At 68.2% G+C, this 13,441-nt stretch carries 13 protein-coding genes and 1 tRNA gene; 11 read left to right on the forward strand and 3 right to left on the reverse strand.

All coding sequences use genetic code 11. From position 1 onward, the window contains the following. Positions 1-63 precede the first annotated feature (63 nt). Positions 64-714 carry an FMN-dependent NADH-azoreductase gene (locus AC3EGR_RS10160; RefSeq protein WP_488546356.1) on the forward strand — a complete coding sequence of 217 codons (651 nt, stop codon included), beginning with the start codon at positions 64-66 and terminating at the stop codon, positions 712-714. A 69-nt stretch (positions 715-783) separates the two neighbouring features. On the opposite strand, the gene AC3EGR_RS10165 is transcribed toward AC3EGR_RS10160, so the two are convergent. Then, entirely contained in the window at positions 784-1,806 is a 1,023-nt protein-coding gene (locus AC3EGR_RS10165; RefSeq protein WP_488546357.1) for a sulfate ABC transporter substrate-binding protein, read from the reverse strand. Between the two features lie 118 nt (positions 1,807-1,924). On the opposite strand from AC3EGR_RS10165, the gene AC3EGR_RS10170 reads away from it, so the two are divergent. Together AC3EGR_RS10170 and mnmC are read left to right on the forward strand one after the other, a co-directional pair. Then, positions 1,925-2,197: an oxidative damage protection protein gene (locus AC3EGR_RS10170; protein ID WP_488546358.1), complete on the forward strand. Its 273-nt coding sequence runs from the start codon at positions 1,925-1,927 to the stop codon at positions 2,195-2,197. A 7-nt stretch (positions 2,198-2,204) separates the two neighbouring features. Continuing rightward, a complete protein-coding gene (gene mnmC / locus AC3EGR_RS10175) occupies positions 2,205-4,046 on the forward strand; it encodes a bifunctional tRNA (5-methylaminomethyl-2-thiouridine)(34)-methyltransferase MnmC2/FAD-dependent 5-carboxymethylaminomethyl-2-thiouridine(34) oxidoreductase MnmC1 (RefSeq protein ID WP_488546359.1) in 1,842 nt (613 codons plus the stop codon). Here mnmC and AC3EGR_RS10180 read toward each other — a convergent pair. After that, complete coding sequence (locus AC3EGR_RS10180; protein ID WP_488546360.1) at positions 4,015-4,752, reverse strand: hypothetical protein; 738 nt, start codon at positions 4,750-4,752, stop codon at positions 4,015-4,017. The genes mnmC and AC3EGR_RS10180 overlap by 32 nt on opposite strands. Positions 4,753-4,962: 210 nt before the next feature. On the opposite strand from AC3EGR_RS10180, the gene AC3EGR_RS10185 reads away from it, so the two are divergent. The 8 genes from AC3EGR_RS10185 to AC3EGR_RS10220 all read left to right on the forward strand — a co-directional run bounded on the left by AC3EGR_RS10185 (position 4,963) and on the right by AC3EGR_RS10220 (position 11,856). Beyond that, complete coding sequence (locus AC3EGR_RS10185) at positions 4,963-6,792, forward strand: nitrite/sulfite reductase (protein ID WP_488546361.1); 1,830 nt, start codon at positions 4,963-4,965, stop codon at positions 6,790-6,792. After that, positions 6,789-7,178: a DUF934 domain-containing protein gene (locus AC3EGR_RS10190; RefSeq protein ID WP_488546362.1), complete on the forward strand. Its 390-nt coding sequence runs from the start codon at positions 6,789-6,791 to the stop codon at positions 7,176-7,178. The genes AC3EGR_RS10185 and AC3EGR_RS10190 overlap by 4 nt, the downstream gene beginning before the upstream one ends. Before the next feature lies 1 nt (position 7,179). Beyond that, the gene (locus AC3EGR_RS10195; protein ID WP_488546363.1) at positions 7,180-7,905 is read left to right on the forward strand and encodes a phosphoadenylyl-sulfate reductase; all 726 of its coding nucleotides are present in this window, start codon (positions 7,180-7,182) and stop codon (positions 7,903-7,905) included. Next, positions 7,902-8,834 carry a sulfate adenylyltransferase subunit CysD gene (gene cysD / locus AC3EGR_RS10200; RefSeq protein WP_488546364.1) on the forward strand — a complete coding sequence of 311 codons (933 nt, stop codon included), beginning with the start codon at positions 7,902-7,904 and terminating at the stop codon, positions 8,832-8,834. The genes AC3EGR_RS10195 and cysD overlap by 4 nt, the downstream gene beginning before the upstream one ends. Further along, positions 8,834-10,108, forward strand: a complete 1,275-nt coding sequence (locus AC3EGR_RS10205) for a sulfate adenylyltransferase subunit 1 (protein ID WP_488546365.1) — start codon at positions 8,834-8,836, stop codon at positions 10,106-10,108. The genes cysD and AC3EGR_RS10205 overlap by 1 nt, the downstream gene beginning before the upstream one ends. A 98-nt stretch (positions 10,109-10,206) precedes the next feature. Further along, entirely contained in the window at positions 10,207-10,536 is a 330-nt protein-coding gene (gene fdxA, locus AC3EGR_RS10210) for a ferredoxin FdxA (protein WP_488546366.1), read from the forward strand. A 63-nt stretch (positions 10,537-10,599) separates the two neighbouring features. After that, the gene (locus AC3EGR_RS10215) at positions 10,600-11,715 is read left to right on the forward strand and encodes an NAD(P)/FAD-dependent oxidoreductase (RefSeq protein WP_488546367.1); all 1,116 of its coding nucleotides are present in this window, start codon (positions 10,600-10,602) and stop codon (positions 11,713-11,715) included. A gap of 65 nt (positions 11,716-11,780) precedes the next feature. Further along, positions 11,781-11,856, forward strand: a tRNA-Asn gene (locus AC3EGR_RS10220). A 75-nt stretch (positions 11,857-11,931) separates the two neighbouring features. Here AC3EGR_RS10220 and AC3EGR_RS10225 read toward each other — a convergent pair. Next, a complete protein-coding gene (locus AC3EGR_RS10225) occupies positions 11,932-13,413 on the reverse strand; it encodes an anion permease (protein WP_488546368.1) in 1,482 nt (493 codons plus the stop codon). Positions 13,414-13,441 lie beyond the last annotated feature (28 nt).

Raw genomic sequence — 13,441 nt, forward strand, 5'->3', positions numbered from 1 at the left:
AGAGATCGATGCAATTCCACAATACATCCATCGGCCCCACAGGGGCCCACACCGGAGAAGAGAATGAAGCTGCTGCACATCGATTCCAGCCCGCTGGCCGGCCAGTCCGTTTCCCGCGAGCTCACCCGCCGCACCGTCGCCCAGTGGCAGGACAGCCACCCGGGCACGATCGTCGAACACCTGGACCTGGCCGCCGACGCGCCCAGCCACCTGGACATCGACTCGCTGGGCTCCCGGCTGGGACTCGCCACGGACAGCCTGACCGACGCGCAGAAGCGCGAGAACGCCATCACCGAACGGCTGCTGAACCAGTTCCTGGCGGCGGACGTGATCGTCGTGGGCGCGCCCATGTACAACTTCTCGGTCCCCAGCCAGCTGAAGGCCTGGATCGACCGCATCGCGCAGGCCGGCCGCACCTTCAAGTACACCGAGCAGGGTCCCGTCGGCCTGGCCGGCGGCAAGACCGTGATCGTCGCGTCGACGCGCGGCGGCGCCTATGCCGGCAATCCGGCCCTGGCCTTCCTGGACCACCAGGAAAGCTACCTGAGCGCCGTGTTCGGCTTCCTGGGCATCACCGACGTACGCTTCGTGCGTGCCGAGGGCGTGGCGATGGGCGATGCCGCCAAGGCCAAGGCGCTCGCTGCCGCGGACGCCGAGATCCAGGCGCACACCGCGGAAGCGGCGAACGAGGCGAAGGCCGCAATCCGCGCCTGATCGGCCACACCAAGGAAAAAGGCCCGCGCAGCGCTGCGCGGGCCTTTTCGCGTGGGAGTCCGGAACGGCTTACTTGCGCGTGTAGATCTGGTCGAAGCTGCCGCCGTCGGCGAAGTGCTCCTTGTCCGCCCTGGTCCAGCCGCCGAAGGCCTGGTCGATGGTGAACAGGTTCAGCTTGGGAAACTGCTTGGCGTACTTCGCCTGCGCCTTCTGCGAAACGGCGGGACGGTAGAAGTTCCGGCCGATGATGTCCTGGCCTTCCTCTGTGTACAGGTACTTGAGGTACTCCTCGGCGACCGCGCGCGTGCCCTTGCGGTCCACGTTCTTGTCCACCACCGCCACGGCTGGCTCGGCCAGGATGCTGATCGACGGGACCACCACGTCGAACTTGGCGCCGAACTCCTTTTCCAGCAGGTAGGCCTCGTTCTCCCAGGCGATCAGCACGTCGCCCTGGTTGCGCTGCGCGAAGGTGATCGTCGAGCCGCGCGCGCCGGTGTCCAGCACCGGGACGTTTCCGAACAGCCTGGCCACGAACTCCTTCGCCTTGGCCTCGCTGCCGAACTTGCGCTTGCCGAACTCCCAGGCCGCCAGGTAGTTCCAGCGCGCGCCACCCGAGGTCTTGGGGTTGGGCGTGATGACGCTGATGCCGGGCTTGACCAGGTCGTCCCAGTCCTTGATGCCCTTGGGATTGCCCTCGCGCACCACCAGCACGATGGTGGAGGTGTAGGGCGAGGCATTGTGCGGCAGGCGCTTCTGCCAGTCGGCGGCGAGCCAGCCGCCGTGCTTGACCAGCGCGTCGGTGTCGCCGGCCAGCGCCAGCGTGGCGACGTCGGCGTCCAGGCCGTCGATGATGGAGCGCGCCTGCTTGCCCGAGCCGCCGTGCGACTGCTTGATGGCTATGTCCTGTCCGGTCTTGGCCTTCCAGTACTTCGCGAAGGCCTGGTTGAACTCGACGTACAGCTCGCGCGTCGGGTCGTACGAGACGTTGAGCAGCTGCAGCGGCTGGGCGATCGAGGGCAGCCCCGTGAGGCCCAGCGCGGCCGCAGCGGCGAGGGTCAGGGGAATCTTGATAAAGTCGCGGCGAAGGCTCATGGAAGGTCCCGTTGTGATGGGGCGCATTCTGGAAGCCGGCGGAGTGAAAACGAAGGACAGAGTTTTCAGTTCCATATCCGCATAAGCTAATCCCACCCATTCCCACAGGAGCGCGTGAATGCCACGCACGGTCAACTGCATCAAGCTCGGTCGCGAAGCCGAGGGTCTCGACTTCCCGCCCTACCCCGGCGAACTCGGCAAGCGCATCTACGACACCGTCAGCAAGGAAGCCTGGCAACAGTGGCTCAAGCAGCAGACGATGCTGGTCAACGAGAACCGCCTGAACCTGGCCGACCAGCGCGCCCGCGAGTACCTGAAGCGGCAGATGGAAAGCCATTTCTTCGGCGGTGGCGCGGACACCGCTGCGGGATACGTCCCGCCGACGGCGTAGCGCGCCCATGAGCGAGGCCGTCGACTGGCGCGACGACGGTACACCGCGCAGCGCGCGCTTCGACGACATCTACCGCTCGGCCACGGGCGGACTGGAACAGGCGCAACACGTCTTCCTGCAAGGCACGGGCCTGCCCGGCGCGTGGGCGGGCCGCGCGCAGTGGCGCGTGCTGGAGACGGGCTTCGGGCTGGGCCTGAACTTCCTCGCGACCTGGCATGCGTGGCGCAGCGACCCGCAACGGCCGCGGCTGCTGCATTTCGCCTCGGTCGAGGCCTGGCCCGTGGCGCTCGACGACCTCCTGCGCGCGGTCGCCACCTATCCCGCGCTGCAACCCCTGGCCGAGGAGCTCGCCGCGCAGTGGCAGGGCCTGGTCGCCGGCTTCCACCGGCTCGCCTTCGAAGGCGGACGCGTGCTGCTCACGCTGTGCGTGGGTGACGTGGCGGCCATGCTGCGCGAGCAGGACTTCCGCGCCGATGCGGTGTTCCTGGACGGCTTCGACCCCGCGCGCAATGCGCAGATGTGGAGCCTGGGCACGCTCAAGGCGCTCACGCGCCTGTGCCTCCGCGGCACGCGCCTGGCCACCTGGACGGTGGTGGGGCAGGTGCGGCGCGACCTGCAATCCTGCGGCTGGCAGGTCGACAAGCGCGCGGGCCTGCCGCCCAAGCGCGAGTGCCTTTCCGGACGCTACGAGCCCGCCTGGGCGGTCAAGGGACTGCAGGAGGACGCGCCCCGGGCCGCGGCGGACGCCATCGTGGTGGGTGCGGGACTCTCAGGCGCCGCCATTGCCGCGAGCCTGGCGCGCCGGGGCTGGTCGGTGCACGTGCTCGATGCCGCGGATGTTCCGGCGAGCGGCGCCTCCGCATTGCCCGCGGGACTGCTCGCGCCGCACCAGTCGCCCGACGACAACCTGCTCTCGCGCGTGTCGCGGGCGGGCGTGCGCATCACGCTGCAGCAGGCGCAGCAGCGCCTCGCGCGCGGGCTGGAGTGGGAGCCCACCGGGGTGCTCGAGTGGCGCGGCGATGACCTGCGCGCGCTGCCCGATCTGGGCGAAGCCCTCGCCCCCTGGACACGCGAAGCGTCCCCCGCCCAGAAGCGCACCGCGGGCATGGATGCATCCGCCGCGGCCTGGTGGCACGCCAACGCGGCCTGGATCGAGCCGGCGGCGCTGGTGCGCAGCTGGCTGCGCGAGCCTGGCGTTCGCTTCGAAGGCGGCCGCCGGGTCGCACGCCTGGTAGCGGGCGACGGTCGCTGGACCCTGCAGGATGCGGCGGGCACGCGCGTGGGCGATGCGACGTTGGTCGTGGTTGCCGCGGCACTGGGCAGTGCCGCCATGCTGCCGGTGCCCGTCACCCTCAACGCCGTACGGGGCCAGGTGAGCTGGGCACCGCACGCGCAGGATGCGGACGCGCTGCCGCCCTTTCCCGTCCATGGGAACGGCCACTTCCTGCCGCGCGTGCCGCTGGTGGAACGCGGCGCCTGGATCACCGGTTCCACCTACGGCCGCGGTGACACGGACACGGATTTGCGCAGCGCCGATGACGCCGAGAACCTGCGCCGCGTGGCCGAGATCCTCCCGCAGGCTGCCGCAGCGATGCAGGCGGCCGCCGAACGCGGCGAAGTTCGCAGCTGGAGCGGCGTCCGGTGCACCTCCGTGGACCGCCGTCCGCTCGTGGGCGAGGTGGCGCCGGGGTTGTGGATCAGCACGGCGATGGGTTCCCGTGGCCTGACGTTTGCCGCGCTGTGCGGCGAATTGACGGCGGCCCGCCTGCACGGCGAACCCTTGCCCCTGGAAAACCGGCTGGCCCTGGCGCTGGACTTCAGCCGGCAGGCCCCACCTCGATCCGGCTGAGCCAGGCATCGAGGCGTTCGGGATCGGGCGGGTCCTCCAGCAGCGCGGTGCTGCCCTGCCAGGCCTTCAGGCGCTCGCCCATCGAGCGCGCCGCCTTGGTGAGTGCCAGGTGGGGGATGGGCCGGCGGCCACTCCGCAGCTGGGCCAGCAGCGCCCAGGCGTCCATGTCGCCCAGGCCGGCGTCCACCAGGGCCACGTCATATTGCTTGCCGCGGGCCAGTTCCATGGCATGCGCCCCGGTCTCGGCCTCGTCCGCCTGCGTCAGCCGCGCGAGGGCCAGGCGCGCCCGCAGGTAGAGGCGTTCGCCGCGGTCGGCACCGACGATCAGGGCGTGCTTGTGCGCCATGGCGGATTCCGGTTCGGCCAGCGGCGGCGCCGCGGCCGCGACATCCGGGTTGAACACGGCGTCCAGCCCCTCGATCACGTCGGGCCAGACGATGGGCCGCGGGAAGCTGCGCCAGACGGTGGCAGGCGGATTGGCTCCTACCCACAACAGGCGGATGCCGGTATGCAGCGGCGACTCCGCTTCCACGCGCGCCTCCCAGCTTTGCCCGTCCAGCAGCGCGCCGCGGGCCGGCTCGGCCGCCTGGGGCGTCCACAACTGGTACATGGTGCGGCACTGCTCCGACAGCCGGAACACCGTGTTGAGCATGTGGCGCTCCTCATCGGAGAAGCCGACCACCTTGATGTAGACCCTTTGCGCCATGGACTCCCAACTATGCCTGAGCTGGACGGCTTCGCCCACGCCCCGTCGCGGCCATATCCGGACCCCGCGAAAAACGCCCCGCCGACCCGCATGAACCCTGCTGCATAAGCTTATCCGCATAAGGCTCGAATAAAAAAATAGTTTGGCCCCATATGGAAGGTCCCTAAAGTCCCCGCTTCGCCTCGTTCCGGGAGGCGCTTTCCACGTTCCATGTACCAATACACAGAATTCGACAGGCAGTTCGTCCGCGCACGCGCAGCCCAGTTTCGCGACCAGCTCGAGCGCTGGCAGGCGGGCAAGCTCAGCGACGAGGAACTGCGGCCGCTGCGCCTGCAGAACGGCTGGTACATCCAGCGTTATGCGCCCATGGCCCGCATCTCCGTGCCCTACGGCGAGCTCTCCAGCACGCAGCTGCGCGCGCTGGGCAAGGTCGCCCGCGAATACGACCGTCCGGACGCCGAGCTGCTGAAGGATGCGCAGGAAAAGCAGCTGGCGCTGGGCCCCGTGCCCGTGCCCGGCACCGACCGCCAGGTGGTCACGAAGCTGACCTATGGCTACGGGCACTTCTCGACCCGCACCAACGTGCAGTTCAACTGGATCCCCATCACGCGCGCGGCCGACGTCATGGAGCTGCTCGCGGACGTGAACATGCACGGCATCCAGACCAGCGGCAACGCGATCCGCAACATCACCACCGAGGCGCTCTCGGGCATCGCCGTCGACGAGATCGCCGACCCGCGCCCCTTCGCGGAAATCATCCGCCAGTGGGCCGCGCTCCACCCCGAGTTCGCCTTCCTGCCGCGCAAGTTCAAGATTGCGCTCAATGGTGCCAAGGAAGACCGGGCGGCGTTGGGCTGGTACGACATCAGCCTGCAGGTCGCCAGGAACGAGGCGGGCGACCTGGGCTTCAAGGTGCTGGTGGGCGGTGGCATGGGCCGCACGCCGGTGATCGGCACCGTGGTGCGCCAGTTCATCGAGTGGCAGCACGTCCTGAGCTATCTCGAGGCCTGCATCCGCGTCTACAACCAGTACGGCCGCCGCGACAACGTGTGGAAGGCGCGCATCAAGATCCTCGTGAAGTCCGAGGGCCAGCGCTACATCGACAAGGTGGAAGAGGAATTCCGCCAGATCCTGGAGATCGACGGCGCCCCGCACACCATCACGCAGGCCGAGTACGACCGCGTCGCGGCGCAGTTCGTCGCGCCGGAACTCAAGCGCCAGCCGCGCGACGCCGCCGGCGAGCGGGTGCACGAGATCATCCGCGCGGACGCCGAGGCCGACCCGCTGTACGACCGCTGGCTGCAGCGCAACGTGCTGCCGCACCGCAACCCGGAACTGCGCGCCGTGGTCCTGTCCTTCAAGCGCCTGGGCCAGAACCCCGGGGACTGCACGGCCGACCAGTTCGACGCCTGCGCCGACCTGGCCGACCGCTTCTCCGCGGGGGAAGCGCGCGTGACGCACGAACAGAACCTGCTGCTGCCCTGGGTGCACCGCGACGATCTGCCGGAGCTGTGGGCCGCCGCCCGCAAGCTGGGCCTGGCCCGTCCCAACATCGGCCTCATCACCGACATGATCGCCTGCCCCGGCGGCGACTTCTGCTCGCTGGCGAATGCGCGCTCCCTGCCGATCGCCGAGGCGATCACCGAGCGCTTCCAGGACCTCGACGAGGAATACGACATCGGCGAGATCGACCTGAATTTCTCCGGTTGCATCAACTCCTGCGGCCACCACCACGCCGGCCACATCGGCATCCTCGGCGTCGACAAGGACGGCAAGGAGTGGTACCAGATCACCCTGGGCGGCTCCAACGGCTCCGACCTGTCGGGCCCCGCGGGCCCGGGCAAGATCGTCGGTCCCTCCTTCGCCAAGGAGGAAGTGCCGGGCGTGATCGAGGCCCTCGTCGACACCTACCGCCAGCTGCGCCAGCCGGCCGCCGACGGCAAGTACGAGCCCTTCATCGCCACGCTGCGCCGGGTCGGCCACGACCCGTTCAAGGCCGCCGCCAACGCGGCCCGCTTCGTGGAAAAGGAAACCGCGTGACCGACACCGTGATCAGGATCCTGCAGGCCGGCGACGTCCAGCCCGACGAGAACCTCAACGTCCTCGTGCTCGCCAACGACGCCGACGTGCAGGAAGCGTCCCTCGACGGCGTGGACCGCGTGGAGCTGAACTTCCCCAAGTTCACCGATGGCCGTGCGTATACCCAGGCCTACCTGCTGCGCCGCCGCCGCAAGTTCCAGGGCGACATCCGCGCCACCGGCGACGTGCTGGTCGACCAGCTGGTGCAGATGCAGCGTGCGGGCTTCTCCAGCGCGGTGCTCAAGGAAGGCAAGGACCCGGCCGACGTCCAGCGCCAGTTCGAGCGCTTCGCCGACTTCTACCAGGCCGACGCCGTGGTGCGCCAGCCGCATTTCGTGCGGGGCTGAGATGGGCGCGATCGACCTGCACGCGCGGCCCTCGAAGGACTTCGAGGCCAAGCTGGCTGCCACGCAGAAGCTGCTGATCCAGGCCGCGTCGGAGTACGCGCCGCTGAAGCAGGCGTCCAGCCTGGGCGCCGAAGACGTGGTGATCACGCACCTGATCAACAGCCTGGAGCTGGACATCCCGGTGTTCGTGCTCGAGACGGGCGCGCTGCACCGGGAGACGCTGGACCTGCTGGAGCGCACGCAGGCTGCCTCGCGCGCGCCGGTGGAGGTCTACCAGCCCGTGCAGGAGTCGGTGGTGCATTTCGTCGGCCGCGAAGGCAAGGATGCGATGTACCGCAGCATCGCGCTGCGCAAGGAATGCTGCTCCATCCGCAAACTGGAGCCCCTGGCGCGCGCGCTGGAAGGCCAGAAGGCCTGGATCACGGGCCTGCGCAAGGAGCAGTCCGCCGCCCGCGCCGACGTGCCCGCGATCGACACGACGGAAGCGCGAGCCAAGATCAACCCCCTGGCCGACTGGACCTGGGGCGACGTCTGGCACTACATCAGCGCCAACCAGGTCGACTACAACCCGCTGCATGACCAGTTCTTCCCCAGCATCGGCTGCGCACCCTGCACGCGCGCCATCAGCCTGGGCGAGGACTTCCGCTCCGGGCGGTGGTGGTGGGAGGACGAAGCCGCCAAGGAATGCGGGCTTCACGTGAAGAAGGAAGAGAAGGTCGCCGCATGAACGCACGTGCCGAACCGCAGCTGCTCGGTCGCATCAGCAACCGCCACCTCGACGCGCTGGAAGAAGAAGCGATCTTCATCCTGCGCGAAGTGGCCGGCGCCTTCGAGCGCCCCACCCTGCTGTTTTCCGGCGGCAAGGACTCGCTGGTGCTGCTCAAGTGCGCCGAGAAGGCCTTCGGCAGCGGCCGCATCCCCTATCCGCTGCTGATGATCGACACCGGCCACAACTTCAAGGAAGTGACGGACTTCCGCGACTTCCGCGCGAAGGAGCTCGGCGCCGAGCTGATCGTGCGCAGCGTGGAAGACTCCATGAAGCGCGGCACCGTGCGCCTGGCGCGACCGGACGAGAGCCGCAACGCGCACCAGTCGGTGACGCTGCTGGAGGCGATCGAGGAATTCCGCTTCGACGCGCTGATCGCCGGCGCCCGGCGCGACGAGGAGAAGGCCCGCGCCAAGGAGCGCATCTTTTCCCACCGCGACAGCTTCGGCCAGTGGCAGCCCAAGGCGCAGCGCCCGGAACTCTGGACGCTGTTCAACACGCGCCTGGCGCCCGGAGAGCATTTCCGCGTCTTTCCGATCTCCAACTGGACCGAGATGGACGTGTGGCAGTACATCGAGCGCGAGCAGATCGCCCTGCCCTCGCTGTACTACGCGCACCAGCGCGACGTGGTGGAACGCCGCGGCCTGCTGGTTCCCGTCACCGAGATCACGCCGCCCAAGGCGGGCGAAGAGGTCGTAACCCGCACCGTGCGCTTTCGCACCGTCGGCGACATCACCTGCACCTGCCCGGTGGCGAGCCCCGCGGCGAACGCGGCGGAAGTGGTCGCCGAGACCCTGCTGGCCGAGGTGAGCGAACGGGGCGCGACGCGCATGGACGACAAGACCTCGGACGCTTCCATGGAGAAGCGCAAGAAGGACGGATATTTCTGATGACGACCGCCATCCACACCGGACACGACGCCGCCCTGCGCTTCATCACCTGCGGCTCGGTCGACGACGGCAAGAGCACGCTGATCGGGCGCCTGCTGGTGGACAGCCGCGCCGTGCTGCAGGACCAGCTGGCATCGGTCTCGCGCTCCGGTGAAACCGACCTGGCGCTGCTGACCGACGGCCTGTCGGCCGAGCGCGAACAAGGCATCACGATCGACGTGGCTTATCGCTACTTCGCGACGCCGGCGCGCAAGTTCATCATCGGCGACGCCCCGGGCCACGAGCAGTACACGCGCAACATGGTGACCGCGGCCTCCAGCGCCGACGCCGCCGTGGTGCTGGTGGATGCGACCAAGCTCAAGTGGCAGCAGCCCGGCCTCGAACTGCTGCCGCAGACGCGCCGGCACACGCTGCTGGCCAAGCTGCTGCGCGTCCCCGCCATCGTCTTCGCGATCAACAAGCTGGACGCGGTGGACGACCCCACCGTCGCTTTCAACAACATCCGCAGCGCGCTGGAGGATTTCACGGAAGCGGGCGGCATCCACGCCCATGCGGTCGTTCCGATCTCCGCGCTCAAGGGCTTCAACGTCGTCGATGCGAAGCCGGGGTGGGCCGGCTACCAGGGCCCGTCCCTGCTGGCCCTGCTGGAACAGCTCGATGTCACCCCCGCCGAGACCGACGAGGCCTTTGCCTTCCCGGTGCAATGGGTGGAGAAGTTCTCCTCCTCCGCCGACACTTCGCAGGGCCGGCGCGTCTTCTGGGGCCGCGTGGCCACGGGCAGCGTGCAGCCCGGCGACGAAGTGACGGTGCTGCCCAGCGGACAGGCCGCGCGGGTCGCCCAGGTCCTCGATCACGTGCGCGAGCCGGGGCCGGTGTCGGCGCACCACAGCGCCGGCATCATCCTGGACCGCGAAGTGGACGTCTCCCGCGGCGACTGGCTGCTGGCGCCCGGCACCTTCACGCCCTCGCGCGAGATCTCCGCCACCATCGCCTGGCTCGACGACGAGCCGCTGGTGGCCGGCCGCACCTACTGGGCGCTGCACGGCCACCGCTGGGTCAAGGCGAAGGTCAAGCGCATCGTGCACAAGCTCGACGTGAACACCCTCGCCGAAGAGGACGCCGACCACCTGGAGCCGAACAGCATCGGCCACGTCGAACTGGTCCTGCAGGAGCCGCTGGCCACCCTGCCCCATGCGCGTTCGCGCGCCCTGGGGGCCCTGGTGCTCGTCGACACCGCCAGCCACAAGACCGCCGGAGCCGTGCTCGTTCGCTGAGCGGGAGCGAAATCGGCAGCGCTCCACAGGCCTCGCAGGAATGCGTTGATCCAAAACCAAATAAAATCGAGGGTTTCCCCCCCACGCCCGCCACCGCAATGACCCACGTCGTCACCGAACAATGTATCCGCTGCAAGTACACAGACTGCGTTGACGTCTGCCCGGTGGACTGCTTCCGGGAAGGTCCCAACATGCTGGTGATCGACCCCGACGAGTGCATCGACTGCGCGGTCTGCATCCCGGAGTGCCCGGTCAACGCGATCTTCGCGGAGGAGGACGTGCCCGCCGACCAGGTGTCCTTCATCAAGCTGAACGTGGAGCTGTCGCACGCGCCCGGCTGGAAGAGCATCACCAAGCGCAAGCCGGCGCTGTCCGATGCCGAAGACTGGAAAGACAAGCCGGACAAGCTGTCCGAGCTGGTCAAGTAAGGGGCCCTCGTCCCGGCCTTCTCCCACGGCGAGAGGGTGAGAACGGAGCAAGCTAGTATCCCGATGGAACCTCAAACCAATCAAGAAGTGATCAAGACCGCAGCCGCGCATGACGGCCCGATCGAAACCGACGCCGTGATCATCGGCGCGGGACCGGTGGGCCTGTTCCAGGTGTTCGAGCTGGGCCTGCTGGAGATCAAGGCCCACGTGATCGACTCGCTCGCTTATCCGGGCGGGCAGCCCATCGAGCTCTACCCGGACAAGCCGATCTACGACATCCCGGCCATCCCCGTGTGCACGGGCAAGGAACTGACGGACGCGCTCCTCAAGCAGATCGAGCCCTTCGGCGCCACCTTCCACCTGGGCCAGACCGTGTCCGTGGTGCAGAAGCAGGACGACGGGCGTTTCTTCGTGGAAACGTCCAAGGGCACCCGCTTCCTGACCAAGACCATCTTCATCGCCGCCGGCGTGGGCGCCTTCGAGCCGCGCCTGCTCAAGGTCGACGGCCTGGACAAGTTCAACGGCACGCAGCTGCACTACCGCGTGAAGAACCCGGCCGACTTCGCGGGCAAGAACCTGCTGGTGGTCGGCGGCGGCGACTCCGCCCTGGACTGGTCGCTGAACTTCTGCGCCGGCAATGCCGACGGCAACGCGCACAAGGCCGAGAGCGTCATCCTGGTCCACCGCCGCGACGGCTTCCGTGCGGCGCCTGCGTCCGTGGCCCGCATGCACGAGCTGTGCGAGCAGCTGGAGATGCAGTTCCTCGTCGGCCAGGTCACCGGCTACGAAGAAAAAGACGGCCAGCTCACCGGCGCGAAGGTGACCGGGGCCGACGGCGTGACGCGCGTGGTCCCGACCGACACGCTGCTGGTGTTCTTCGGCCTGTCGCCCAAGCTGGGGCCGATCGCCGACTGGGGCCTGGACATCGAGCGCAAGCAGCTCAAGGTGGACACCGAGAAGTTCTCGACCAACGTGCCGGGCATCTTCGCGGTGGGCGACATCAACACCTATCCGGGCAAGAAGAAGCTGATCCTGTCCGGCTTCCACGAGTGCGCGCTGGCCGCCTTCGGCGCCGCGCCCATCATCTTCCCCGAGAAGGGCAAGATCAACCTGCAGTACACGACCACCAGCCCGAAGCTGCACAAGGTGCTGGGCGTCGAGACGCCGGTGTTCGACTGACGTCTTGCTGAATATGGTCGAGCATCCGGAACAGCTGCCAAACGACGCTATAATCTGAGGCTTGTTCCCCGATAGCTCAGTCGGTAGAGCGCCGGACTGTTAATCCGTAGGTCCCTGGTTCGAGCCCAGGTCGGGGAGCCACCCAACACGTGGCATCCATGCTGAACTCAAAGGCCTTCTTCGGAAGGCCTTTGTTTTTTCGCGTCCGCCTCGTCCTCACAGCACCCGCGGCAGCACGGCGACGAGGAGGAAGACGGCGACGTAGATGACGCCGAAGATCGCCCCGAGCCGCCAGTAGTCCGCCGCCGGCAGGTAGCCGCTGCCGAAGTAGACCGGGCTCGGCCCCGTTCCGTAGGGCGTCAGGATGCCCATGATGCCCAGCGTGACGGCGAGCATCAGCGCGAACGGCTCCATCGGCATGCCCTGGACCGTCGAGCCGACCGCCAGCATCACCGGCAGCATCGCGGTGACGTGGGCCGTGACGCTGGCGAACAGGTAGTGGGTGAAGAAGAAGACGAGCACGAGCACGATCGCCGCCGCGGTCGGCGGGAAGCCGCCCATGTGGGCGGCGATCGTGTCGGCGAACCACTTCACGAAGCCGGTGCGGCTCAGGCCGTCGGCCAGCGCCACCAGCGTCGCGAACCAGGCGAGCGTGTTCCACGCCTGCTTGTTCGCCAGCATGTCCTCCCAGGTGATCACGCGCGTGAGCAGCATCAAGGAGATCACGACCAGCGCCGCGGTGGTGGCGTTCATCAGCTCGTCGCCGAAGATCCACAGCGCCAGCGCGAGGAGCACGAGAACCGCCAGCAGCATCTCGCGACCGGTCAGCCCGCCCATCTTGTGCAGTTCGGCAGCGGCCCAGGCCGGGACCTCCATTCCTTCCTTCACCTCCGGCGGGTAGAGCACGTACGCGAGGAACGGCACCGCGATCAGCAGCACGATGCCCGCGGGTGCGAAGGCGAGGAACCACTGCATCCAGCCAAGCTCCACGTTGGCCGTCTTGCGGATCAACTCGAGCGCCAGCAGGTTGGGCGCCAGGGCGGTCAGGAACATCGAGCTCGTGACGCAGGTCGTCGCGATCGCCGTCCACATCAGGTACGAGCCGATCCGGCGCGCCGACGGGTCGTTCGGCTTGGAGTCGTACAGCAGGGGCAGGTTGCGGATCACCGGGTACACGGTGCCGCCGCTGCGCGCCGTGTTCGACGGCGTGAAGGGCGCCAGCACCGCGTCGGCGACGGCCACCGCGTAACCCAGCGTCAAGGTGCGCCGACCCATCGAGCGCACGAGCAGCAGCGCGATGCGCTTGCCCAGGCCCGTCTTCTCGTAGCCGAGCGCGAACATGAAGGCGCCGAAGATCAACCAGACGGTGCTGTTGGCAAACCCCGAGAGCGCCCACGAGAGCGCGGCGTTCGCCGGCTTGAAACCGGGTTTCGCCAGTTCCGCCGGGCCGAACAGTACCCACTCGGCGAGCACGGTCACGAGGGTCACCGCGATGAGGCCGATCGCCGCGCCGGGAATCGGTTCCAGCATCAGCCCCACGACGACGCCGGCAAAGATGGCGAAGTAGTACCAGGCGTGCTGCGCCAGGCCGGCTGGAGCAGGCAGGAGGCACAGGAGGATGGTGACGACGACCGGTGCGAGTGCCTTCCACGGCACGTTCATCCGCACTGCCAGGAGGGAGTCCGCGGTGACGTTCATTCGAACCTCCTCGGTGCTATTCTCTGCC

This window comes from Ramlibacter sp. G4-7, from assembly GCF_057784995.1.

What these genes read in the sequence shown, in the direction of transcription:
- AC3EGR_RS10180 (WP_488546360.1), bottom strand. Translation starts at nt 4,752, where the DNA reads ATGGCGCAAAGGGTCTACATCAAGGTGGTCGGCTTCTCCGATGAGGAG.
- AC3EGR_RS10205 (WP_488546365.1), top strand. Translation starts at nt 8,834, where the DNA reads ATGACGACCGCCATCCACACCGGACACGACGCCGCCCTGCGCTTCATC.
- AC3EGR_RS10165 (WP_488546357.1), bottom strand. Translation starts at nt 1,806, where the DNA reads ATGAGCCTTCGCCGCGACTTTATCAAGATTCCCCTGACCCTCGCCGCT.
- AC3EGR_RS10225 (WP_488546368.1), bottom strand. Translation starts at nt 13,413, where the DNA reads ATGAACGTCACCGCGGACTCCCTCCTGGCAGTGCGGATGAACGTGCCG.
- AC3EGR_RS10160 (WP_488546356.1), top strand. Translation starts at nt 64, where the DNA reads ATGAAGCTGCTGCACATCGATTCCAGCCCGCTGGCCGGCCAGTCCGTT.
- AC3EGR_RS10195 (WP_488546363.1), top strand. Translation starts at nt 7,180, where the DNA reads ATGGGCGCGATCGACCTGCACGCGCGGCCCTCGAAGGACTTCGAGGCC.
- cysD (WP_488546364.1), top strand. Translation starts at nt 7,902, where the DNA reads ATGAACGCACGTGCCGAACCGCAGCTGCTCGGTCGCATCAGCAACCGC.
- AC3EGR_RS10215 (WP_488546367.1), top strand. Translation starts at nt 10,600, where the DNA reads ATGGAACCTCAAACCAATCAAGAAGTGATCAAGACCGCAGCCGCGCAT.
- AC3EGR_RS10185 (WP_488546361.1), top strand. Translation starts at nt 4,963, where the DNA reads ATGTACCAATACACAGAATTCGACAGGCAGTTCGTCCGCGCACGCGCA.
- mnmC (WP_488546359.1), top strand. Translation starts at nt 2,205, where the DNA reads ATGAGCGAGGCCGTCGACTGGCGCGACGACGGTACACCGCGCAGCGCG.
- AC3EGR_RS10170 (WP_488546358.1), top strand. Translation starts at nt 1,925, where the DNA reads ATGCCACGCACGGTCAACTGCATCAAGCTCGGTCGCGAAGCCGAGGGT.
- fdxA (WP_488546366.1), top strand. Translation starts at nt 10,207, where the DNA reads ATGACCCACGTCGTCACCGAACAATGTATCCGCTGCAAGTACACAGAC.